We start from the raw sequence: 21,982 nt of genomic DNA on the forward strand, positions 1-21,982 counted from the left end.
TAAGATTATCCCGTCCAAAGATGCAAGAACACAAATATAAATGTTAAAAAAGTGTTAAGATGTGTTAAGATTATTCCGCAACTATTGAAACGATGCATGAAGGTGATATGCACGAAACCCTTCATTGGCAGTCGGAGCCAATATCTTTGGCTTGCAGAAGAAAAATACAAATAAAGGGGAGAGAAAAATGAAAAAATTATGTGCAATCGTGCTTGTATTGCTTGTCCTTTCTGTGCCTGTGTTCTCACAGGGCGCAAAAGAATCCGCAGGGACGAAAGAAATCGTTGTGTACGCAAGTGTGGATGAAGCGAATGCTGTAAAGATTCTCGATGCTTTCACTGCTGATACGGGCATCAAGACCAGTTTCGTCCAGCTATCTTCGGGACCTGCCCTGACCAGGATTCAGGCAGAAGCCGGGAGGCCGCAGGCCGATGTGTGGCTGGGGGCTCCCAGTGACAACCACATTACGGCAAAGGAAGCCGGATTGACCATCCCCTATAAAGGACCCGCATTTGAAGCACTCGGCGCGGAATTCAAGGATGCGGACGGATATTGGCGGGGCTTCTACATGAATCCTCTGTGTTTCGGCGTGAATACAAATGCTTTGGCTCGTGCTGGTGCCTCCATGCCTACCAGCTGGGCGGATTTGCTGAAACCAGAATACAAAGGGCTTATACAGGCTCCGACACCGCAGTCTGCTGGAACAGCGAAGATCATGTTGTACAGTCTGGTTGAGATGATGGGAGAAAATCAGGCATTTGCATATATGGCAGCCTTGAACAAGAACATCCAGACGTACACTTCTTCTGGGACTGGTCCGTCGAAGGGCGTGAATGTCGGCGACGCAGCCATCGGTATCCAGTTCTCTCCGGCTTTCTTCCAGATGCAAGCAAATGGACAGCCTATTGCAATCGTGTTTCCTTCCGAAGGTTTCGGATTTGAGTTTCCCGCGGCATCCATCCTGAAAGGTGCCAAGAACCAGGCGGCAGCTGAGAAATTCATGGACTGGCTGGTCAGCAAGCAAGGCCAGGATGTCTTGGAATCGACCGGAACATATTTTTATCCTGTAGTACCGGAAGCCGAGATTGATCCAATCATGCCTCCGTTCTCCAGCCTGGATGTCGTAGGCATTGACCTGGCATGGTATAGTGCAAACTATAATCGTTTGGTTGAGCGTTGGGTCAGCGAGGTTCTGAGCGCTAAGTAAAAGGGTTCCTTGTCAGACCACGGACACCGGCAGACAGAAGGTTTCATACATCTGATTACCTGCCGGTGTTTCATGTTCCTACACCAACTTCATTGAGAGGTTTATCAGTGAAAACAGCATTTATGGCGACCCAATGGCAGGAAATCCGGAAAATGCGCAAGGATCCTCTTTTATTGGGAGCAATCATCGTCATCCTTCTTGCCCTGATCCTGTTCATCATTTATCCGCTTATCAAGGTATGCATTGTCAGCTTTCAGGCAGGTGGTAAATTTTCCCTGAAGAATTTCAGGGATGTCATCGTGTACAGTAATGGCTACTACGTCAAGGCATTCTTCAATTCCTTGTGGATAGGCATTGCTACCGCGTTCCTGGGGACTTTCATTGCTTTTGTCTTTGCATATTCCCTTACCAGGGCCAATATTCCGTGCAAGAAATTTTTCAACCTGGTCGCGACTATTCCCATCATCAGTCCGCCGTTCATCGGAGCCTTGGCAATCATCATGCTTTTCGGTCGCAACGGCTTCATCAGTTCAACACTGCTGGGCATGACCAATGCAAGTGCTTATGGACCGAAAGGACTCCTTTTCGCGCAAATCCTGACTTTCTTTCCGGTGGCGTACATTACTCTCCGTGGTGTCCTGGAGTCAATCAGTCCGACATTGGAAGACGCCGCAATGGATTTGGGAGGTAACCGGTTCACGATTTTCAGAAAAGTGACACTTCCACTGGCAATCCCTGGAATCGCCAGCTCAATGCTCGTGCTTTTCATTGAATCACTGGCAGATTTTGGGAATCCTCTCGTTCTTGCCGGAGCCCAGTTCCCCATACTGTCCGTCCAGGCGTATCTGGAAATTACTGGCATGGGTAATTTTGCAAAGGGAGCGGCCTTGGCGTTCATTCTCCTGGTGCCATCCATCACCGCGTATATCCTCCAGAAATACTGGGTCAGCAAGAAACAATATGTTACAGTCACGGGAAAGCCGACCCAATCGTCGAACAATGTCGTAAGCCCTGCCGCCCGCTGGTTTTTGTTCGGAGCGTCCTTGGCAATCGCCTTGGTGATCATCACCGTTTATGCCAGCATTGTTTGGGGAGCCCTTGCTGAATCATGGGGCAATAGCTCCAAGATTACGCTGAGGAACTTCGCGTATGTGTTCAGGGTTGGTTGGGAAGCAGTGACCGATACTATGGTGATAGCTGGTTTGTCAACTCCTATCAGTGGTATCCTGGGGATGGTCATTGCATTCTTAGTGGTCAGAAAGGTCTTTCCAGGGCGTCGTTTCATGGAATTCTCCAGCATGTTGAGTTTTGCTGTGCCGGGTACTGTCATTGGCATAGGGTATATTCTTGCATTCAACCAAGCACCTTTCTATCTGACGGGAACCCTTGCAATCCTCGTACTTAATTTCATATTCCGCTACATACCGGTGGGAATACAGGGGGGTGTCGCGGTTCTCAACCAGATTGATCCGTCAATTGAAGAAGCTGCCGTTGATTTGGGAGCGGACAGCAGCAAGACATTCCGTAAGATTACTTTGCCGCTTATGATACCTGCTTTTTTCAGTGCCTTGCTGTTTGCTTTTGTCAGGAGTATGACGGCAATCAGTGCTGCAATCTTCCTTGTTTCAGCCCGGTGGAAGTTCATGACAGTACAGATCATGAATCAGGTTGAAAGCGGAAACATCGGTGCTGCCGCTGCATTCAGCATCATTCTGGTTGGAATAGTGCTGGTGGCAATGGTTGTAATCAAGACCATACTTCGGTTGAAGTATCAGACGACAAGTTCCATTCTTTCCCATTGACGACAGGAGAATATGATGAGTGTAAAATTAGTTAACATAACCAAGGTTTTTACTGACCATGATAACAAACTTAAGGAATTCACTGCCGTCAATAATGTGAATATGGAAATAAACGAAGGTGAGATGGTCACGCTTCTTGGTCCTTCCGGTTGTGGTAAGACAACGACACTGCGAATCATAAGTGGTTTTGAAAACCAGACTTCCGGAGATGTGTATATCGATGATGAACTGGTGAATACACTTCCCGCGAACAAACGGAATACGTCCATGGTATTCCAGTCCTATGCCATTTTCCCCCATCTGTCAGTGAGGCAGAACATTGGGTTTGGGCTTGAGCTCAAAGGATTTGGCAAGCAAAGGATTGCCGATGAAGTAGACAAGATGATGGAAACCATGGGGCTTGGGCCTCTGGGAAACCGTCGGCCTAGTCAGCTCTCCGGCGGTCAGCAGCAGCGTGTCGCTCTGGCGCGTGCCATTGTCAACAAGCCGCGTGTTCTTCTCTTTGACGAGCCGCTGTCGAATCTGGATGCAAAGCTGCGGGAACAGATGCGCATTGAGATACGGCGTATACAAAAGCAGTTCAACATCACAAGTATCTATGTCACGCATGACCAGATTGAGGCCATGACGGTCAGCGACAGGATTGTAGTTATGGACAAAGGAGTCATCCAACAGATGGATACGCCTTTTGAAATCTACAGCAGACCGAAAAACCGGTTTGTCGCGGATTTCATAGGACGGGCAAATTTCATCTCTGCCAAGGCTTTGTCTGTCGGTGAGACAGCACGCATATCCCTGAACGGACGTTCCTATGATTTTCCAAGTTTCAATCCGGATATGAAAGCGGGAGCATCGTGTGAAATAGTCATTCGCCCGGAAGGTCTGGTTCTTGGGCGGACGGGGGATGATGCCATGCTCCATGGAACGATCACCCAAGCGGTTTATCTGGGTTCTACAATGGAGTATGAAGTTGCTGTCGAAGGTATGGAAAATCCTATCCAGGCAATTTCATACAATCCGGTCAAGGAAGGTTTTTTGCAAGTCGGCGAACAGGCAGCTATTTCCTTTGATGTCGTCAGCGCTCATGTGATATCTGTTTGATGAGCTTAAGGCTGAACTCAGGTACGGTATGGGAGGCTTCTATGAAACGTGTGGAGATGACTGAGGCGGGAGATTCTTTTTCCCTGTATGGCTATGTCCATGAGAAGATTGACGGCGTGACCTTGCCCGGAGCAGGACGACCAGCCATTCTCATTTGTCCCGGAGGCGGATATATCAGGGTCTCCGATCGAGAGAAAAATCCTCCTGCCGCTATTTTCTTTGCGCACGGATACGACACCTTCATTCTTACGTATCCTGTCGGAGATGATGCGGCGCATTTAAAACCTCTTGCCGCCGCCTCCCGTGCTTTGGCGCGTATACGGGGAAGGGCGGGAAAACTAGGGATAGATCCTGAACGCATTGCCGTGCTTGGTTTTTCATCAGGAGGACATCTCGCCGCTTCGCTTGCCGTCCATTGGGATAACCCGCTCCTTCATGAAAAGATTCCCGATGTGGAACCGGGGAGTAATCGGCCGAACGCCCTTATCCTGAGTTATCCGGTACTCATCAATGGAATCCATGCCCATCAGGGATCGGTGGAAAACTTCGGTCGGGACGATGAACGTATCGCAGCTCTTTTTTCGCTGGAAAAATTTGTCACGCCACAGACATGCCCTACATTCCTTTGGCATACGGCTGACGATGTTTCTGTGCCTGTAGAAAATTCCTTGGTCTTTGCGGCGGCTCTTGCCGCTATGAAGGTAGAGTTTGAATGTCATATATTCGCACATGGGCAACATGGACTTTCAACCTGCAACAGGGAAGTCGGCACGACGAATGAATTGTGCGCCCAGTGGATTCCTTTGTGCTTCGGTTGGCTCGATGTGCTTTTCAAACATAAACCGTAAAAAGGATTTTGTAGAATTTCATGACTTGCGCATCATATATAAGTACTTGATAATATTCCTATATCGGGCTATTATCTCTGTAGATAATTCTATGGAGGCGCTGAATGGGTTATATGAGTTCTGGTGAAGCTGCTCGCAGGTGGGACATATCGGAACGCAGGGTACGCATTCTCTGTTCTGAAGGGCGGGTTGATGGAGCCGTGCGGTCAGGGTGGTCGTGGAATATTCCCGATACTGCCGGTAAGCCAGGAGATGGCCGATTGTTGAGGCATATCAAGAACTTTTCCTTACGTTCCGGTTCTTTCAGCCTGTCCCGCCTTGAGGAACTCCGGACGGGCTGGCTTGCTTCCGATGCTTATGCGACACGCTCCTTTGTGAATGACCAGCAAGAGCTCGGACGTTTCATTGCGTTCCTTCTGGAATTTGACGGGGTCAGTATTCCGCTTTCCTCGGTCATGGAGATGCTCTCAGGCCGTGTCGTTCCCGCTCATGATTTGGATACCCATGTTTTGGTAGTGAATGTTCGCGAATGCATCTTGCTCCTTGTCCGTCGTTTCTGCGGTAGTTCGGCAGATGTGGTGAATGCAACGGACTCCGGTTCATCGGAAGTCTGGTCGGAAAGGATTGTCAGGGATTTCCATGCAAGCCTGACGCACGGTCTGGCATCAGGTGATGCGGGAACGTATCGTGCCGCTTCGGTGAAAAGCGGGAACTCCTTTGGTGCGGATACACGTGAATACCCCGTGGAAACCCAGATGAAATCACTGTTCTTCCAGTATGACCGTGACTGGCCTCAGTTGCATCCTGTAGTCCGTGGAGCATTCCTTTGCGGTGAACTGCTTCGCATCCAACCCTTCCCGCGACACAACGCTCTCTGTGCATGGCTGGTTCTCTGCGGAGAGTTCATGCGTGAGGGCTTTCCGCCTCCGCTCATCGCCAGGGATAACAAGGAAGAACTGGGGGCTGCTTTGGTCATGACAGTGAAAAGAGGAAACTACCAGCATATGATGCGTCTGCTTGAAGATGCCGTGGCATTCCGTGTCAGTTGGGAGGCTGGAATAATTCCCGACATCACTCCATGAAACGTGTCAGGAACTGACGTGTGCGCTCATGGGTTGGATGGGAGATGACAGAATCCGGGGAACCTTGTTCTACGATGATTCCATCGTCCATGAAAATAACCCGGTCGCTGATGTCCTTGGCAAACGCCATTTCATGGGTGACTACTACCATGGTCATATCTTCGGCGGCAAGATCCTTGATGACTTTCAGTATCTCTCCGGTGAGTTCAGGATCCAGGGCACTGGTCGGTTCATCGAAACAGAGAACTTCTGGTTTTAACGCGAGAGCGCGAGCTATGGAGACTCTCTGTTGCTGCCCGCCTGACAATTCGCAGGGGTAGGCGTTTTCTTTCTCTGTCAGTCCCATCTTTGCCAAGAGCGTCCGCGCGGTTTCCACAGCCTGCCCATGGGGTAGTTTCAGGACAACTTCCTGCGCTTCCGTGATATTACGCAGGACGGAAAAATGAGGAAAAAGGTTAAAATTTTGGAATACAAGGCCGATATGACTTCTGATGTGCTTCAAAGTAGCTTTGTCAGCATAGCTTACTAACCCGCTCCCACTGTCCGTGGATGCCATGTCCTCACCGCAGATGCTGATGGCTCCGCTGTCAATCGTTTCAAGCTGGCAGATGCAGCGGAGCAGTGTGGATTTCCCGCTTCCTGATGAACCAATGATTGAAACGACTTCCCCGGTCGATACTGAAAGGGAAATGTCCCTGAGAACAGGAATCCCTCCGAAACTTTTCCCGACATTCCTGACTGATATGACTTCCATCGGCTTTTCCTTATACCTCATGAATAGTAGGAGAGCTTTCGCTCCCATGCGTCGAAGGCTTTGGAAACAACCATGTTCATGATGAAGTAAAAGACTCCTGCCATGAAGATGGGCATGGTTGAAAACTCGCGCGCGGACGCATTCTGTGCTACCCGGAACAGTTCGGCAACGCCGATGGTCTGCGCCAGTGCCGTATCCTTGACCAGCGTGATTACCTCGTTGCCCATGGAGGGGATGATTCGTTTTACGACCTGAGGCATGGTGATGCGGGTGAAGGTCTGCCATGGAGTAAAGCCCAGGACATGAGTCGCTTCATGTTGGCCTTTTGGGATTGACTGTATTCCTCCCCGATAAATCTCGGCGAAATACGCGGCATAGTTGACAGTAAAGGCTATGATGACTGCGGTGAAGCGGTCATATGATGCTCCGAAAAGATAGTACGGGGCGAAGTATACGAAAAGTATCTGGAGAATCAGGGGCGTCCCGCGCATGACCATGATATAAGCGTTGACCACAGCGGACAAAGGTTTGAACCGACTCATCCGTCCTTTTGCGACCAGAAGTCCCAGAGGAAGGGAGAAAAGCAGGGTCAGGAAAAAAATCTTGAGGGTCGTGACCGTTCCCTCTCCCATATGTATGAGTAAATTCCCCATCGGCTCCTCCATGGATGTCCCTGAATCCCGGCTGAAAGGCAGGATTCAGGGGCATGATATCCGATAGCTTATTTTCCTACAATGGTGATATCCGCTCCGAACCATGTGGTGGAGATGCGGGCCATAGTGCCGTCAGCGGCCATGTCATCAAGGTGTTTCTGCACGGCGTTGCGCAAGGCGTTGTCGTTCTTGCGGAAACCAATGGCATAGTTCTCCGGAGCGAGGCTCTCATCAAGGATGCGGAAGTCTTTGCCACTTCTCTTGATGTTGTCGTTGGCAACCAGAAGGTCAACGATTACGGCGTCCACTCCGCCTATCTCAAGATCCATCAGGGCGGTGAGATTTTCCTTGAACTCGACTATTCCCTTCAGGGAGGCTTTGAATACCGGAGCGGCATCGACGGCATTGGAGGCGGACGATCCAGCCTGTAGGCCGATGCTCTTGCCGGCAAGATCCGCAAGGGTCGTGACAGCTGATGATGTCTTGACCACGGCGACCTGGGCATTCTCAAGGTAGGGTTCGGAGAAATTCACGACTTTCTTTCTCTCCTCTGTGACGGTGAAGCCGTTCCAGATGCAGTCTATCTTGCCTGTGTTCAGTTCCTGTTCCTTCGCATTCCAGTCGATGGGCTGGAGGAGAAGGGTGACTCCCATCCGTTTTGTTACCTCACGGGCAAGGTCAATGTCGAAGCCGACAATCTCGTTGTTCTCATTCCGAAAACCCATCGGAGGGAATGTGTCGTCAAGGCCCAGGATGAAAGTTCCCCGGTCTTGAATTTTTTTTAAGGACGAATCCTCTCCGCTTTCCTTACTGCCTGCGGCGAACAAACTGACGGCCGCCAGAATCATGACACACAGAGCCAAGGTCTTTTTCATGCCATCCTCCCAAATGAGTTTTATAAATGTGTAATGCTCAACTTATAGTATCTTGCCTATGGTTTGTAAACATCTCCAAGTGATAAATTGCATATTTATTCATTTTCTATACATATTTTTTATGAGCATTGATTTGTTCATCCGTTGCATTTCCATCCGTGTTTCCGTATGAAGCCAAGGAAGCCCAAAAGAATCACAAAGAATCCGAAGAACTGTCCTGCCGCTATTTGACCAAATCCTCTCATCTGATGTATCGTTCGTACTGTTGGAAAAAATCCGAGGGGAAGCTTCCCAGCGGTTCAAAATTTCCCGAACATTCTCTAACGGAGGCTTTTCATGGATTTCCTCTATGCTGGAATCATATCTGTGACATGGCAGCAGATTGTCATGTACGTCGTGGGCGCGGTACTCATTTACCTTGCTATTTCCAAGAAACTTGAGCCCTCGCTCCTTTTGCCCATGGGATTCGGTGCTATTCTGGTCAACCTGCCCCTGAGCGGCGCGGTGACCCAGATGATGGCGGGCATCGGCGAAGTGACAGGTATCCTGGACTGGTTGTTCGAAGTCGGCATCCATGCCGCGGAAGCTATGCCCTTGTTGCTTTTCATCGGTATCGGAGCAATGATTGACTTTGGCCCCCTCTTGAGCAGCCCCAAGCTCCTGATGTTCGGTGCCGCAGCGCAGTTCGGTATTTTCATGACCATCACCTGTGCTACTTTGCTGGGTTTTAATCTCACTGACGCCGCTTCAATCGGTATCATTGGTGCTGCCGACGGGCCGACTTCAATCTTGGTATCCCAAGTCCTGAAAAGCCAGTATGTCGGACCTATCGCCGTTGCCGCGTATTCCTACATGGCATTGGTTCCCATCATACAGCCTTTTGCAATCAAGCTGGTGACAACCAAGAAGGAAAGGGCAATCAGGATGCCTTACAATCCTCTTAACGTGACCCGTGCCGCGCGCCTGTTCTTCCCCATCATCGTCACCATCATCTCCGGTCTGGTCGCTCCAGCGTCAGTCAGTCTGGTCGGTATGCTGATGTTCGGCAACCTGATTCGTGAGTGCGGCGTCCTCAATTCTTTGTCAGATACTGCGCAGAATGTCTTGGTCAATTTGATTACCTTGCTTCTCGGTATCAGCATTGCATCCACAATGCGCGCCGAAAACTTTGTTTCCCTGCAAACCCTGATGATTCTTGTGCTGGGTCTTCTTGCCTTCGTGTTCGACTCAATCGCTGGTGTTTGCTTCGCCAAGATTCTCAATATTTTCAGTCCCAAGAACAAGGTCAACCCGATGGTCGGTGCTGCCGGTATCTCGGCGTTCCCAATGAGTGCCCGTGTCGTGCAGAGGATGGGGCAGGAAGCCGATCCTCAGAACCACCTTCTGATGCATGCCATCGGAGCTAACGTGGCTGGACAGATTGCTTCTGTCGTCGCTGGTGGTGTCATCCTGGGCATCGTCCCTCTGCTGATGGGGTAAGGAGAGAAAAATGAATAATGTGTATGTAATGCAAAGTCTTGATTTGATGCTCAAGGGTATGGTAGCAATCTTCATTGTCCTTGGTGCCATTGCCGTTGCCACGTACATTTTGGGCAAGGTCGGCAATAAGAAGAAATAATCCTGTCGGTGTTTTTCTTTTCACAAAGAAAGACATCTTCATAGAGGAAATACGGAGAGGCTGTTGCGACATTTGCAACGGCCTCTTTTGTTTTGGTTTTATGTGCAGCCAAGATGCCAGGGCTTTCCTCGTGATTATGTTGCATAAGTTCGGACAGAATATTCATTATTTTGCATAATGGGTTGACAAAGTTCCACAGGCAAGGGTACAAATTACCAACATCGTCGCCTGAAAAGGTGATATGAGGAGAATGTCGTGAGAACTTCTACCATGAAAGATTGGTTCAGCCCGACAAGCCGAACCGCACGAAGTAACCGGATGACGCAGCCTCAAGCATGCTGTGCCTTTGCGTCCTATGCCCCCGCCGCTTCTGTTTCTGTAGCTCACATTCTTCTTACCATCCTATCTTCCATTCTCGTACCTGCCATTCTGGTACGCCTTATTTCTTTTCTTATTACCAACCTTACTGTAATTGTAATTCTATAATCCACGGCGCAGCTGGAAGCTGGCATTCGTGGAGGACTCTCCCGTGCCAGACACTGCTGTCGTCGTATATGCTGCCGCGGATTCATCCGTGGGCAAGGCTTTGCTTTATGTTTTCCGGGAGGGATTTTCATATGGAAAAACGGTATACACTGGCAATTCTGGTCAATAATCATTCAGGCGTACTGATGCGTGTCGTCGGACTTTTCAGCCGTCGGGGATACAACATCGACAGCTTGTCCGTCGGAGTGACGGAGAATTCCGAAATCAGCCGCATAACCATCGTGGTTACCGGAGACCGGGCAATCGTGGAACAGATTAAGAAACAGGTGGGCAAACTGTATGATGTGATACGGGTTCATGAGATGACCACCCGTCAGTCCCTTCAGTACGAACTGGTGATGGTGAAGATAGCCGTGTCGGCGGGAACAAGAACCAACATCGTAGAACTGGGAGAAATCTTTAAGGCGAAGATTCTGGATGTCACTGACAGCACCATCACGTTACAGCTGACCGGCAGTCTGGACAAACTTGAATCTTTCATCGGACTGGTGACGCCTTACGGCATTGTCGAGATGGTTCGTACCGGCATCACGGCATTGGAAAGAGGAAGCAGACCTCTCAGTGATTTCCCGGAAGATGAGAGCTTTGAATCCGCGCTTGAAGGCGCGTAAGACAGAAGACAGTGAAACTGCCGGGAAACCAAACATGAGCGCAAGAACAGGCTGAATGAAGAAAACCAACCTGAAGAAAATTAATCGCGACCCGCGAAAAAGGGTGGAGGAAAAGTCCATGAGCAAGATGTATTACGATAATGAAGCGGATCTCTCCCGTCTGGATGGGAAGACGGTAGCCATCATTGGCTATGGCAGCCAAGGACATGCCCATGCGCTGAACCTGCATGAAAGCGGTGTCGATGTAATCGTCGGCCTCTACAAGGGCAGCAAGAGCTGGAAAATGGCGGAGGAAGCCGGGCTGAAGGTCGAGACTGCCGCTGATGCCGCGAAGCATGCCGACCTCATCATGATGTTGGTCAATGATGAAAAGCAGGCGGCCCTCTACCAAGAGAGCATCGCCCCTGGATTGAAAAAAGGCAAGTACCTTGCTTTCGCCCATGGTTTCAACATCCATTTCGGACAGATTGTTCCTCCGGAAGATGTGAACGTCATCATGATTGCCCCCAAAGGCCCCGGACACACCGTCCGTACCCAGTTCCAGGAAGGAAAGGGCGTTCCGTCTCTTGTCGCGATCCATCAAGATCCCTGCGGTGACAGCCTCCAGGTCGCCCTTGCATATGCCAAGGGTTTGGGTGCCGGACGCGCCGGTATTTTTGAGACATCCTTCAAGGAAGAAACCGAGACGGATCTTTTCGGAGAACAGGCGGTTCTCTGCGGCGGTGTGAGCGCCTTGATTAAAGCAGGCTTCGATACTTTGGTGGAAGCCGGTTATCAGCCGGAGATGGCCTACTTTGAATGCTGTCATGAGATGAAACTCATTGTCGATATGATTAACCAAGGTGGATTGAGCTACATGAGGTATTCGATCAGCGATACCGCCGAATATGGAGATTATATCACCGGAGGAAAAATCATTACCGATGACACCCGCAAGGCGATGAAAGGAATCCTCGGTGACATCCAGGAGGGAATCTTCGCTCGCAATTGGCTGTTGGAAAACAAAGTGAACCGTCCGTACTTCAACGCACGCAAGCGCATGGAAGCGGACAGTCTCCTGGAACGCACCGGAGCAAGATTGCGTTCTCTGATGAGCTGGCTGAAAAAATAAGATATTGTGACAGCTCCCCGACCACGGAGCGGGGTGCTGTCCGTCATGTACTATCCGTCATGTATCGTCCATCACGGACACACATTCGGACACACATTCATGTAGGGAGGAACCAAGGACATGGGAGACAAGGAACGCATCAGGATTTTCGATACGACTCTGCGCGATGGGGAACAGGCTCCCGGTTACAGTATGAACCTTGAGGAGAAGCTCCGCATTGCCTCCCGTCTCCAGGCTCTTGGAGTCGATATCATCGAAGCCGGTTTCGCCATAGCGTCTCCCGGTGACTTCGAGTCCGTGCGGGAAATAGCGCGTCATGTGGACGGCCCTGTCGTAGCCAGCCTTGCCCGTGCCCTGGAAAAGGATTTGGATGCCGCGGGGGAAGCAGTCAAGGAGGCACGGCGTCCTCGCATCCATCTTTTTCTGGCTACCAGCGACCTGCATCTGGAGTACAAGCTGAAAATGACCAGGGAGCATGCCCTGGAGCAGGTAAGGAAGATGGTTACCTATGCCCGCAATCTCTGTGACGACATTGAATTCAGTGCGGAAGATGCTTCACGTTCCGATCTTGACTACCTGTGCAAAGTGGTGGAGACGGCCATAGCCAGCGGAGCTACGACAATCAACCTGCCCGACACTGTCGGCTACAGTCTCCCCCATGAGCTGGAGAGGATGGTACGTACTGTCCATACGTCGGTTCCGAACATGGACAAAGCCATTTTGTCGGTTCATAACCACAACGACCTTGGTTTTGCCGTGGCAAATTCGCTGGCGGGAGTGATGGGCGGCGCCCGTCAAGTGGAATGTACCCTGTGCGGCATCGGCGAGAGAGCGGGAAATGCATCACTTGAGGAATTTGTCATGGCCGTGAAGACACGGGGAGATGTGTTGCCCTACGATACGGGCATTGATACCCGCGAGATTACAAAGAGTGCGCGTCTTCTCAGCTCCATCACAGGAGTCTCGGTATTTCCCAGCAAGGCCATCGTCGGAACCAATGCTTTTGCCCATGAGTCAGGAATCCACCAGCATGGCATGATGGCTAATGCGAAGACCTATGAAATCATGACTCCGGAATCCGTCGGACTGAAAAAGACAGCTTTGGTTCTGGGGAAACATTCAGGACAGCACGCTTTTGTCAAACGACTGGAAGAACTGGGTTATTCCCTGCCTCATGAAAGGATTCCCGCGCTTTTCGAGGACTTCAAAATCACTGCTGACCGTAAGAAGACAATCACCGATCGTGACCTGATTGCTTTGGTGGAAAGCAGCTCGACTGGAGCAGCCGAGATTTGGCATCTGGTGGACTTTGTCGTCAACAGCGGCAACATGATTACATCCACCGCTGTCGTCACCCTGTCCAAGGACGGAAAGAAATACCAGGAGGTCGCTTCCGGAACAGGGCCTGTCTATGCATCACTCAGGGCAGTGGAGAAAATCATCAGACACCCTTTCAGTCTGGAAGATTACAAGCTCCAGGCGGTGACTGAGCATCGTGATGCCTTAGGCGAAGTTCTGGTGAAGATTAGTGATGGGGAAGGCTTCTACCGTGGACGGGGAGTCAGTACTGATGTCATAGAAGCAAGCATCCTGAGTTGTCTTGCCGCGGTGAACCGCATGCTGGATAATTCCTCCTATGCCGCGGGACAAGGGCTGAGTGCCCGCGCAATGAGCTTTGAGAATGACATGCTTTCCAGCCATAGTGACAAAGCAAAGGATCGGGAGGTCAGTCATGGCTGAAAAAGCGAAGATTGACCTGTTTGATTCCACTCTGCGGGACGGCTCCCAAGCCTTGGGAATCAGTTTCTCCGTGTCTGATAAAATCAGGATTGTCGAACTGCTTGATGAGCTGGGCGTAGCATGGATAGAGGCAGGCAATCCCGGTTCCAATCCCAAGGATTTGGAATTTTTCCGGAAGGTCGCGGCCATGCAACTGTCCTGTGCGCGCCTGGTGGCTTTTGGAGCCACTCGGCGCAAGGATTCTTCCTGTGCCGATGACCCGAATATGGCAGCCTTGCTTGAAGCCGGAACGGATGCCGTTGCCATATTCGGCAAGAGCTGGGACTTCCATGTGAAGGAAATCCTCCACGCAACCAAAGATGAGAACCTGAAGATGATTGGGGACACCATTGCCTGGTTCAAGGAGAAAGGGAAAACGGTCATCTTTGACGCAGAGCATTTCTTTGACGGTCATGCCTCCGACCCTGCCTATGCAATGGCATGTCTGGAGACCGCCCGCGACGCAGGCGCGGATGTTCTTGTCCTATGCGAAACGCGGGGAGGGGCGCTTCCATGGGAAGTGGAACGCGTCACTCGGATTGTGGTGGAAAGATTTCCGGGCATCCCGATAGGTATTCATGCCCATGATGATGGAGGCATGGCTGTAGCCAACTCACTTGTCTCCGTTAATGCCGGAGCAACACATGTACAAGGAACTCTGCTGGGTTTCGGGGAACGATGCGGCAACGCCAACCTGTCCACAATCGCCGCCGACCTGGCTTTGAAGATGGATAGGGACGTATTGAACGGAAAAAGTCTTGAACGTCTGTACACCCTGTGCCGGGCTGTCGCCGAAGTCAGCAATGTGTCCGTTCCTTCCGGTACACCATACATAGGAGACGGAGCGTTCGCTCACAAAGGGGGAATGCACATTGACGGCGTACTGAAGAATCCGGCGTCCTTTGAGCATGTCCAGCCCGCCGCGGTGGGGAATGAACGGCGTCTTCTGACCAGCGAGGTAGCGGGCAGAGCCTTGATATTCAGGGCATTGCAGCGGATTGCGCCTTATGTGGACAGGAATGATGAACGGACGTCGGCTTTGGTCGGGACGTTGAAGACCTTGGAAGCTGAAGGATACCAGTTTGAGGGCGCGGAAAGTTCATTTGAGCTGGTAATCAAAAGGAATTTTGGTTCCTGGCACCCATATTTCAATCTGGTTCATTACCAGACGACGGGAAACCATCCCGTTGCGGATCCGCATTCCCCGGAGACTCACATGGCGGTTGTCAAGGTCAGCGTGAACGGTTCGGCTGGCATTGCCGCCGCTGAAGGAGCCGGCCCGGTGAATGCCTTGGACAAAGCGCTCCGGAAGGTGCTGGAGTCTTTCTATCCATCGTTGCGCAGCGTCCATCTCACGGATTACAAGGTTCGCGTGCTGGACAGCAGGAGCGCCACTGCCAGCAAGGTACGGGTTTTGATTGAATCTTCCGACGGAGAGAGAAACTGGACGACCGTGGGAGTGAGCCGGGATATCATACAAGCCAGCTGGCTTGCTTTGAGCGATAGCATAGAATACAAGTTGATGAGTGATGGCATTGTGCCGCCGACAGAGCATACGGCGCATGGAGCATAAGGAGAAGTGGATGATGGGAATGACAATGACGGAAAAAATACTGGCCGCCCACTGTGGACAGACATCGGTCAAGGCCGGGCAATTAATCATGGCGGATGTAGACATGGTTCTGGGCAACGACATCACTGCTCCGGTAGCCATAGGCGAATTTGGGAAATTCGGGGCAGGAACCATCTTTGACAAGAAGAAGGTCGCTCTTGTGCCCGACCATTTCACTCCCGCCAAGGACATCAAGGCAGCCTTGCAGTGCCAATGCCTGCGCAATTTTGCCATGGAGCATGACATTGAGAACTATTTTGAAGTCGGACGTGTCGGCATTGAGCATGCGCTTCTGCCGGAACAAGGCTTGGTCAACGCCGGAGATTTGATTATTGGCGCGGACAGCCATACCTGTACCTATGGCGCGTTGGGCGCGTTCTCCACCGGCGTAGGCAGCACCGACATGGCTTGTGGGATGGCCACCGGAAAGGCATGGTTCAAAGTACCGCAGTCCATCAAGTTCAACCTGACCGGCACACTGGGAAAGTATGTCTGCGGAAAGGATGTCATTCTCCATATCATTGGCATGATCGGGGTAGACGGAGCTTTGTACGGTTCAATGGAGTATAGCGGTCCTGGTGTGGCGTCCCTGTCAATTGACGACCGTTTCACCATGGCGAATATGGCTATAGAGGCCGGAGCCAAGAATGGCATATTCCCGGTCGATGAAGTGACGCTGGCATATCTTGCCGCGCACTGCAAGAGGTCTCCTGTCATCTACGAAGCCGATTCCGATGCCCAGTACACCCGTGTCATCGACATAGACCTGTCTTCCATCAGGCCGACGGTCGCTTTTCCCCATCTGCCCTCAAATACACGCACAATTGATGAGACGGGGACTGTGAAGGTGGATCAGGTGGTGATTGGTTCCTGTACCAACGGACACATCAGTGACCTGCGTCAGGCCGCAGAAATATTGAAAGGTCGTAAGGTCGCTCCATGGGTGCGTACCATCATCCTTCCCGCTACGCAGGAGATATGGCTCCAGGCCATGGAGGAAGGACTGTTCAGGATATTCGTTGACGCGGGAGCTGCGGTAAGTACGCCGACCTGCGGCCCATGCCTGGGTGGTCACATGGGAATCCTTGCGGCGGGAGAGCGGGCTGTCGCCACGACCAACAGGAACTTTGTCGGTCGCATGGGGCATGTGAAGAGCGAGGTATATCTTGCTTCTCCTGCGGTAGCCGCCGCGTCCGCCATCACTGGCTATATCACCGATCCCGCCAAGGTTCAGGAGGCTTGAGATGAAAAAAGCATATGGGAAAGTTTTCAGATACGGAGACGACATTGATACGGACGTCATCATCCCGGCGCGCTACCTGACCACCACTGACCCGGTGGAACTGGCCAGTCACTGCATGGAAGATATAGACAAAGGTTTTGTCGCCTCAGTGAAGAAGGGTGACATTATGGTCGCCGACAAGAACTTCGGCTGTGGTTCAAGCCGTGAGCACGCTCCTATCGCCATCAAGGCGAGTGGCATCAGCTGTGTCATTGCCCGGACATTCGCCCGGATTTTCTACCGCAATGCCTTGAACATCGGCCTGCCTATACTGGAGTGTCCCGATGCCTGCGCCGGAATCACGGCAGGTGATGATGTGGAAGTCGATTTTGACAAGGGAACCATCACCAATCTGACAACCGGTGCTTCATGGAATGCGGAACCTTTCCCACCGTTCATGCAGAACTTGATTGCGGCGGGTGGACTGGCTGCTTATATGAAAGAGCAGAAGATAGAGCAAGGCAAAACAGGAGAGGTGGGAAAATGAAGATGGATATTGTCCTTATTCCCGGAGACGGAATAGGTCCTGATATTGTAAGGGAAGCTGTGAAGGTTCTGGACGCTGTCATGGACAAGAGCGGGCATACGGTGAAGTACACCACCTGCCTTGCCGGGGGCTGTGCCATTGACGAGACGGGGGTTCCTCTGCCGCCGTCTACGCTGGAAGCGGCACAAAAAAGCGACGCGGTACTCCTTGGTGCTGTCGGAGGGCCGAAATGGGACACCGTTCCTGGTGACATGCGACCGGAAAAAGCCTTGCTTGGCCTGCGCGGAGGGTTGGGCTTGTTCTGTAACCTTCGCCCTGCCATCCTCTATCCTCAGTTGTCCGCCGCCTGTCCCCTTAAGGAGGAAGTGGTCGCCGGAGGGTTGGACATCATGGTGGTGCGGGAACTCACCGGTGGCATTTACTTCGGGGAGCGGGGGCTGTCTGCCGATGGGCAGTCCGCGTATGATACCATGGCGTACAGCACGGCTGAGGTGGAACGCATCGCACGCAAGGCATTCGAGATTGCCCGCGGACGGAGTGGACGCCTGACCAGCGTGGACAAGGCGAACATCCTGGAGACCAGCCGTCTGTGGCGTAAAACCGTCGAGTGCTGTGCTACGGCATATCCAGATGTCCAGCTTACCCATCTTTATGTGGACAACGCCGCCATGCAGCTTGTCCGCGCTCCACGCCAGTTTGATGTCATTGTGACGGAAAACATGTTCGGAGATATCCTCAGTGATGAAGCAAGCATGATCACAGGCTCCATCGGCATGCTGCCGTCAGCAAGCCTCAGGGAAGATTCTTTCGGCATGTACGAGCCGATTCATGGCTCGGCGCCTGACATAGCAGGCAAGGACTTGGCCAATCCTCTGGCTACTATCCTGTCAGCGGCCATGATGCTCCGCCATACCTTTAAACTGGAGGAAGAAGCCAAGATGGTCGAAACCGCGGTTTCCCGTGTTCTTGAGGCTGGTTGGCGTACAGGGGATATCTTCAGCGAGGGTTGTTCCAAAGTGGGAACCCGGCAGATGGGAACCTTGGTAGCGGAGGCTGTTGGGCAGGAGTGAAACCCAGCTGGTACGTACTGATATATACTGGTATAGACAAGGCACGGACAAAGGACGGATTTCCGTCGAAGGATGGTGAGAGATGAATGTACGGGAAAAGAAACAGGAAACGCTCCATGCGCTGAGGGATGCTGGTACGCGGCCCCTGAGAAGCGACCGGGCGGCCAAAGGATCTGAACACGCGCCTCATCGTTCCTTGATGAAAGCACTGGGATGGACTGACGCGGAGATAGCCGCGCCGATGATTGGCGTGGTCTGTTCCCACAATGAAATCATTCCCGGTCATGTCCATTTGACCCGAATTTCAGATGCGGTGTGCGCCGGAGTGCGGCTGTCCGGAGGGAATCCCGTGCGGTTTCCTGTCATTGCCGTATGTGATGGCATAGCCATGGGTCATGTCGGCATGAAATATTCGCTGGCCAGTCGTGAACTGATTGCCGATTCCATTGAGGTAATGGCTACCGCGCATCCTTTTGACGCTCTTGTCTTCATCCCTAACTGCGACAAGGTCGTGCCGGGGATGCTGATGGCCGCCGCCCGTCTCAATCTGCCGTCAATCTTTGTTTCCGGAGGGCCGATGCTGGCAGGGAAAGTCCCCGGTTCCTGCTCCAGCATGAGCCTGTCCTCAATGTTCGAGGCTGTCGGACAGCACGCCGCCGGGAAAATGGATGACAGGACGCTCCATGAATGGGAGGACAACGCCTGTCCGACCTGTGGTTCGTGCAGTGGCATGTATACAGCCAACAGCATGAACTGCCTGACCGAGGCAATCGGCATGGGACTGCCGGGCAACGGTACTATTCCGGCTGTCTACGCCGCCAGGGAGCGGCTGGCAAAAGAAGCCGGCATGAGAATCATGAATCTGTTGAAAGAAAATGTCCGTCCCCGCGACATCATGACGCCCAAAGCCTTCCATAATGCCCTGACGGTGGATATGGCGCTGGGATGCAGCACCAACACCATGCTCCATCTTCCAGCCATTGCCCATGCATCAGGAGTAAAGCTTGACATCTTTGATGCGAACAAAGTGAGCGCGGTGACGCCAAACCTTTGTCATCTAGCTCCAGCGGGACCGCACCACATAGAGGATCTCTACGCAGCGGGAGGCATCATGGCGGTGATGCATGAGCTGGCTCGCAAGGAGTTGCTCGATGGTTCGCTCCCTGCGGTCAGCGGACAGACAATTGGGGAACAGTACAAGGATGCCCGGAACCTCAATCACAAAGTGATTCGCACCATGGACGAACCCTACAGTGAGACGGGGGGCATTGCTGTTCTCCAAGGGAACCTTGCGCCGGACGGGGCTGTGGTCAAACGTTCCGCTGTCGTTCCTGAGATGCTGGTTCATAGCGGACCGGCACGGGTCTTTGAGAGCGAGGAAGATGCGAACGCAGCCATCCTTGGCGGGAAAATAAAGGAAGGGGATGTGGTTGTCATCCGCTATGAAGGGCCAAAGGGCGGCCCCGGAATGAGGGAGATGCTCCAGCCGACGGCATCCATCGCAGGCATGGGACTTGGCTCCCGTGTCGCCCTGATCACCGACGGGCGTTTCAGCGGAGCATCCCGCGGCGCGTCAATCGGACATGTTTCCCCAGAAGCCGCGGAAGGGGGAACCATTGCCTTGGTTCAGGAAGGGGATACCATCATGATTGACATTCCATCAGGAAAGTTGGAGCTTGTCGTTGATGGAAAGGAACTGGAAGATCGGCGTTCACAATGGCGACCGCGGACTCCGGAGATTACCACGGGATATCTGGCCCGTTATACCCGCCACGTGACCAGCGCGTCTACCGGCGCGGTGTTCAAGGAAGATTAGTTCAAGGAAGACTGAAGGAAGATTAGGAAAGAGGAGTACAGCATGGAGATGAATGGAGCAAGGATCATCATTGAATGCCTGCATGAGCAGGGGGTGGATACGGTATTCGGTTATCCTGGTGGTGCTGTCCTCCCCTTATACGATGCGCTTTTCCGTTACGGAAAGATGAAGCATATCCTGACGACGCATGAGCAGGGGGCAAGCCATGCCGCCGACGGTTACGCCCGTTCCACTGGCAAGGTAGGTGTCTGCATAGCGACCAGCGGGCCGGGAGCGACCAATCTGGTCACCGGGCTGGCGACCGCCTACATGGACAGTTCTCCGGTCGTTGCCCTGACGGGGAACGTTGCGGTTCCCCTCCTTGGACGGGACAGTTTCCAGGAGGTGGACATCACTGGCATCACCATGCCCATCACCAAGCACAATTTCATTGTCAAGGACGTAAAGGAGCTTGCTCATACGGTGCGTCTGGCATTCCGCATTGCACGGGAAGGTCGTCCGGGGCCTGTCTTGGTTGACATCCCCAAAGATGTGGAGACATCGCTCTGCGACTATGTACCGCTGCAACCCCTTGAACCCCGGAAGAACCGTTACCCGTCACCTCAAGCGTTTCAGATAGCGGCTGACATGCTTGGGCAGAGCGAGAGACCAATGTTCTATGTAGGCGGCGGAGTCATCCGTTCCGGTGCTTCCCGTATCCTCCAGGATTTCCTGGAACAGGTTGATGCTCCGGCTGCCGTATCCCTCATGGGAGGCGGAGCCATACCCGTGGATAGCCCGCGCTGTACGGGAATGCTTGGCATGCACGGAACCAAGGTCTCCAACATGTCGATTACCGATTGTGACCTTCTGGTCGTCATAGGCGCGCGTTTCAGCGACCGGGTAATCAGCGACGCCGACCGCTTCGCTCCTCAAGCGCGGATACTCCATATTGACATTGACCCGGCAGAGATTGACAAGAATATTGGCACCCACTGCCATCTGGTGGGGGACGTAGGACAGGTCTTGGAGGGATTGTCCAAGACCATCGGGAAAAAACTGAAGCATAAGGCATGGATGGAGGAAATAGCTCGTCGCAAGGCAAAATACCCCATCAGAGTGTCCCATGAAAGCCGCCGACCCAAGCAAATTATAGATGCCATCAGCACACAGCTTCCCCGCGGTTCATTTGTCTGCACTGAAGTGGGACAGCACCAGATGTGGGCATCACAGTTTCTCAAGCATGTCGAGCCTGGTCATTTCATCACCAGCGGAGGACTGGGGACAATGGGCTTCGGCACCGGAGCTGCAATAGGAACCCAGTGCGGCAATCCCACGGCGCGGGTGGTCAGCATAGCAGGCGACGGTTCATTCAAGATGAGCTGCAACGAGCTTGCCACCATTGCACGCTACAAGCTGCCCATCGTCATCTTTCTGATGAACAACCATACCTTGGGGATGGTGCGGCAGTGGCAGAGTTTCTTTTTTGAGAAGCGTTATTCAGAAACCACCTTGGATACCAAAATTGACTGGGTCATGCTGGCAAAGGCGTTCGGTGTCCATGGAATGAGGCTATCGGTCAATGATGATCCTGAAAAAGTCGTGAAAGAGGCTTTGGAACATGGCGGAGCAGTGGTAGTCGATTGTGAAATACCGATTGATGATCTTGTCTATCCCATGGTCGCTCCTGGAGCAGGCATTGACAACATGCTGGGAGTAGATGAAGTAACTGACTGAAACGTAAGTTGC

The 21,982-nt window shown here is 52.3% G+C and carries 19 protein-coding genes; 16 read left to right on the forward strand and 3 right to left on the reverse strand.

Annotation, left to right across the window (positions count from 1 at the left end):
• Positions 1-187 precede the first annotated feature (187 nt).
• From SPICO_RS01540 to SPICO_RS01560, 5 genes are all read left to right on the forward strand, one after another.
• Positions 188-1,207, forward strand: coding sequence for an ABC transporter substrate-binding protein (locus SPICO_RS01540; RefSeq protein ID WP_013738936.1), 1,020 nt, complete (start codon positions 188-190; stop codon positions 1,205-1,207).
• A 107-nt stretch (positions 1,208-1,314) separates the two neighbouring features.
• Positions 1,315-3,009 (forward strand): ABC transporter permease, encoded by a 1,695-nt coding sequence (locus tag SPICO_RS01545; RefSeq protein ID WP_245523214.1) that lies wholly within the window; start codon positions 1,315-1,317, stop codon positions 3,007-3,009.
• A gap of 15 nt (positions 3,010-3,024) precedes the next feature.
• Positions 3,025-4,110 carry an ABC transporter ATP-binding protein gene (locus tag SPICO_RS01550; protein WP_013738938.1) on the forward strand — a complete coding sequence of 362 codons (1,086 nt, stop codon included), beginning with the start codon at positions 3,025-3,027 and terminating at the stop codon, positions 4,108-4,110.
• Between the two features lie 41 nt (positions 4,111-4,151).
• On the forward strand, positions 4,152-4,958 hold the full coding sequence (locus tag SPICO_RS01555) for an alpha/beta hydrolase (protein ID WP_013738939.1): 807 nt from the start codon (positions 4,152-4,154) through the stop codon (positions 4,956-4,958).
• Between the two features lie 104 nt (positions 4,959-5,062).
• Positions 5,063-6,040, forward strand: coding sequence for a Fic family protein (locus SPICO_RS01560; protein ID WP_013738940.1), 978 nt, complete (start codon positions 5,063-5,065; stop codon positions 6,038-6,040).
• On the opposite strand, the gene SPICO_RS01565 is transcribed toward SPICO_RS01560, so the two are convergent.
• The 3 genes from SPICO_RS01565 to SPICO_RS01575 all read right to left on the reverse strand — a co-directional run bounded on the left by SPICO_RS01565 (position 6,030) and on the right by SPICO_RS01575 (position 8,322).
• A complete protein-coding gene (locus SPICO_RS01565) occupies positions 6,030-6,794 on the reverse strand; it encodes an amino acid ABC transporter ATP-binding protein (RefSeq protein ID WP_041394959.1) in 765 nt (254 codons plus the stop codon). The two genes, SPICO_RS01560 and SPICO_RS01565, sit on opposite strands and share 11 nt — an antisense overlap.
• Before the next feature lie 17 nt (positions 6,795-6,811).
• Positions 6,812-7,447, reverse strand: coding sequence for an amino acid ABC transporter permease (locus tag SPICO_RS01570; RefSeq protein WP_013738942.1), 636 nt, complete (start codon positions 7,445-7,447; stop codon positions 6,812-6,814).
• Between the two features lie 68 nt (positions 7,448-7,515).
• Positions 7,516-8,322 (reverse strand): amino acid ABC transporter substrate-binding protein, encoded by an 807-nt coding sequence (locus tag SPICO_RS01575; protein ID WP_013738943.1) that lies wholly within the window; start codon positions 8,320-8,322, stop codon positions 7,516-7,518.
• 336 nt (positions 8,323-8,658) lie between these two features.
• On the opposite strand from SPICO_RS01575, the gene SPICO_RS01580 reads away from it, so the two are divergent.
• The 11 genes from SPICO_RS01580 (at position 8,659) to ilvB (ending at position 21,970) form a co-directional block, all read left to right on the forward strand.
• The gene (locus tag SPICO_RS01580; protein ID WP_013738944.1) at positions 8,659-9,801 is read left to right on the forward strand and encodes a sodium ion-translocating decarboxylase subunit beta; all 1,143 of its coding nucleotides are present in this window, start codon (positions 8,659-8,661) and stop codon (positions 9,799-9,801) included.
• A gap of 10 nt (positions 9,802-9,811) precedes the next feature.
• Positions 9,812-9,940 carry a sodium pump decarboxylase gamma subunit gene (locus SPICO_RS01585; protein ID WP_013738945.1) on the forward strand — a complete coding sequence of 43 codons (129 nt, stop codon included), beginning with the start codon at positions 9,812-9,814 and terminating at the stop codon, positions 9,938-9,940.
• A gap of 617 nt (positions 9,941-10,557) precedes the next feature.
• Positions 10,558-11,097, forward strand: coding sequence for an acetolactate synthase small subunit (ilvN, locus tag SPICO_RS01590; RefSeq protein ID WP_013738946.1), 540 nt, complete (start codon positions 10,558-10,560; stop codon positions 11,095-11,097).
• 118 nt (positions 11,098-11,215) lie between these two features.
• Positions 11,216-12,208, forward strand: coding sequence for a ketol-acid reductoisomerase (ilvC, locus tag SPICO_RS01595; RefSeq protein WP_013738947.1), 993 nt, complete (start codon positions 11,216-11,218; stop codon positions 12,206-12,208).
• Positions 12,209-12,328: 120 nt separating this feature from the next.
• Positions 12,329-13,948 carry a 2-isopropylmalate synthase gene (locus tag SPICO_RS01600; RefSeq protein WP_013738948.1) on the forward strand — a complete coding sequence of 540 codons (1,620 nt, stop codon included), beginning with the start codon at positions 12,329-12,331 and terminating at the stop codon, positions 13,946-13,948.
• Positions 13,941-15,560: a citramalate synthase gene (gene cimA, locus SPICO_RS01605; RefSeq protein ID WP_013738949.1), complete on the forward strand. Its 1,620-nt coding sequence runs from the start codon at positions 13,941-13,943 to the stop codon at positions 15,558-15,560. The genes SPICO_RS01600 and cimA overlap by 8 nt, the downstream gene beginning before the upstream one ends.
• Before the next feature lie 10 nt (positions 15,561-15,570).
• A complete protein-coding gene (leuC, locus tag SPICO_RS01610; protein WP_245523215.1) occupies positions 15,571-16,842 on the forward strand; it encodes a 3-isopropylmalate dehydratase large subunit in 1,272 nt (423 codons plus the stop codon).
• Position 16,843: 1 nt separating this feature from the next.
• Positions 16,844-17,368, forward strand: a complete 525-nt coding sequence (gene leuD / locus SPICO_RS01615) for a 3-isopropylmalate dehydratase small subunit (protein ID WP_013738951.1) — start codon at positions 16,844-16,846, stop codon at positions 17,366-17,368.
• Positions 17,365-18,438 carry a 3-isopropylmalate dehydrogenase gene (leuB, locus tag SPICO_RS01620; RefSeq protein ID WP_013738952.1) on the forward strand — a complete coding sequence of 358 codons (1,074 nt, stop codon included), beginning with the start codon at positions 17,365-17,367 and terminating at the stop codon, positions 18,436-18,438. The genes leuD and leuB overlap by 4 nt, the downstream gene beginning before the upstream one ends.
• Positions 18,439-18,520: 82 nt before the next feature.
• Positions 18,521-20,254, forward strand: a complete 1,734-nt coding sequence (gene ilvD, locus SPICO_RS01625) for a dihydroxy-acid dehydratase (RefSeq protein WP_013738953.1) — start codon at positions 18,521-18,523, stop codon at positions 20,252-20,254.
• 42 nt (positions 20,255-20,296) lie between these two features.
• On the forward strand, positions 20,297-21,970 hold the full coding sequence (ilvB, locus tag SPICO_RS01630) for a biosynthetic-type acetolactate synthase large subunit (RefSeq protein ID WP_013738954.1): 1,674 nt from the start codon (positions 20,297-20,299) through the stop codon (positions 21,968-21,970).
• The last annotated feature ends 12 nt before the right edge of the window (positions 21,971-21,982 follow it).

The sequence above is a fragment of the Parasphaerochaeta coccoides DSM 17374 genome (assembly GCF_000208385.1).
GTDB lineage: Bacteria > Spirochaetota > Spirochaetia > Sphaerochaetales > Sphaerochaetaceae > Parasphaerochaeta > Parasphaerochaeta coccoides.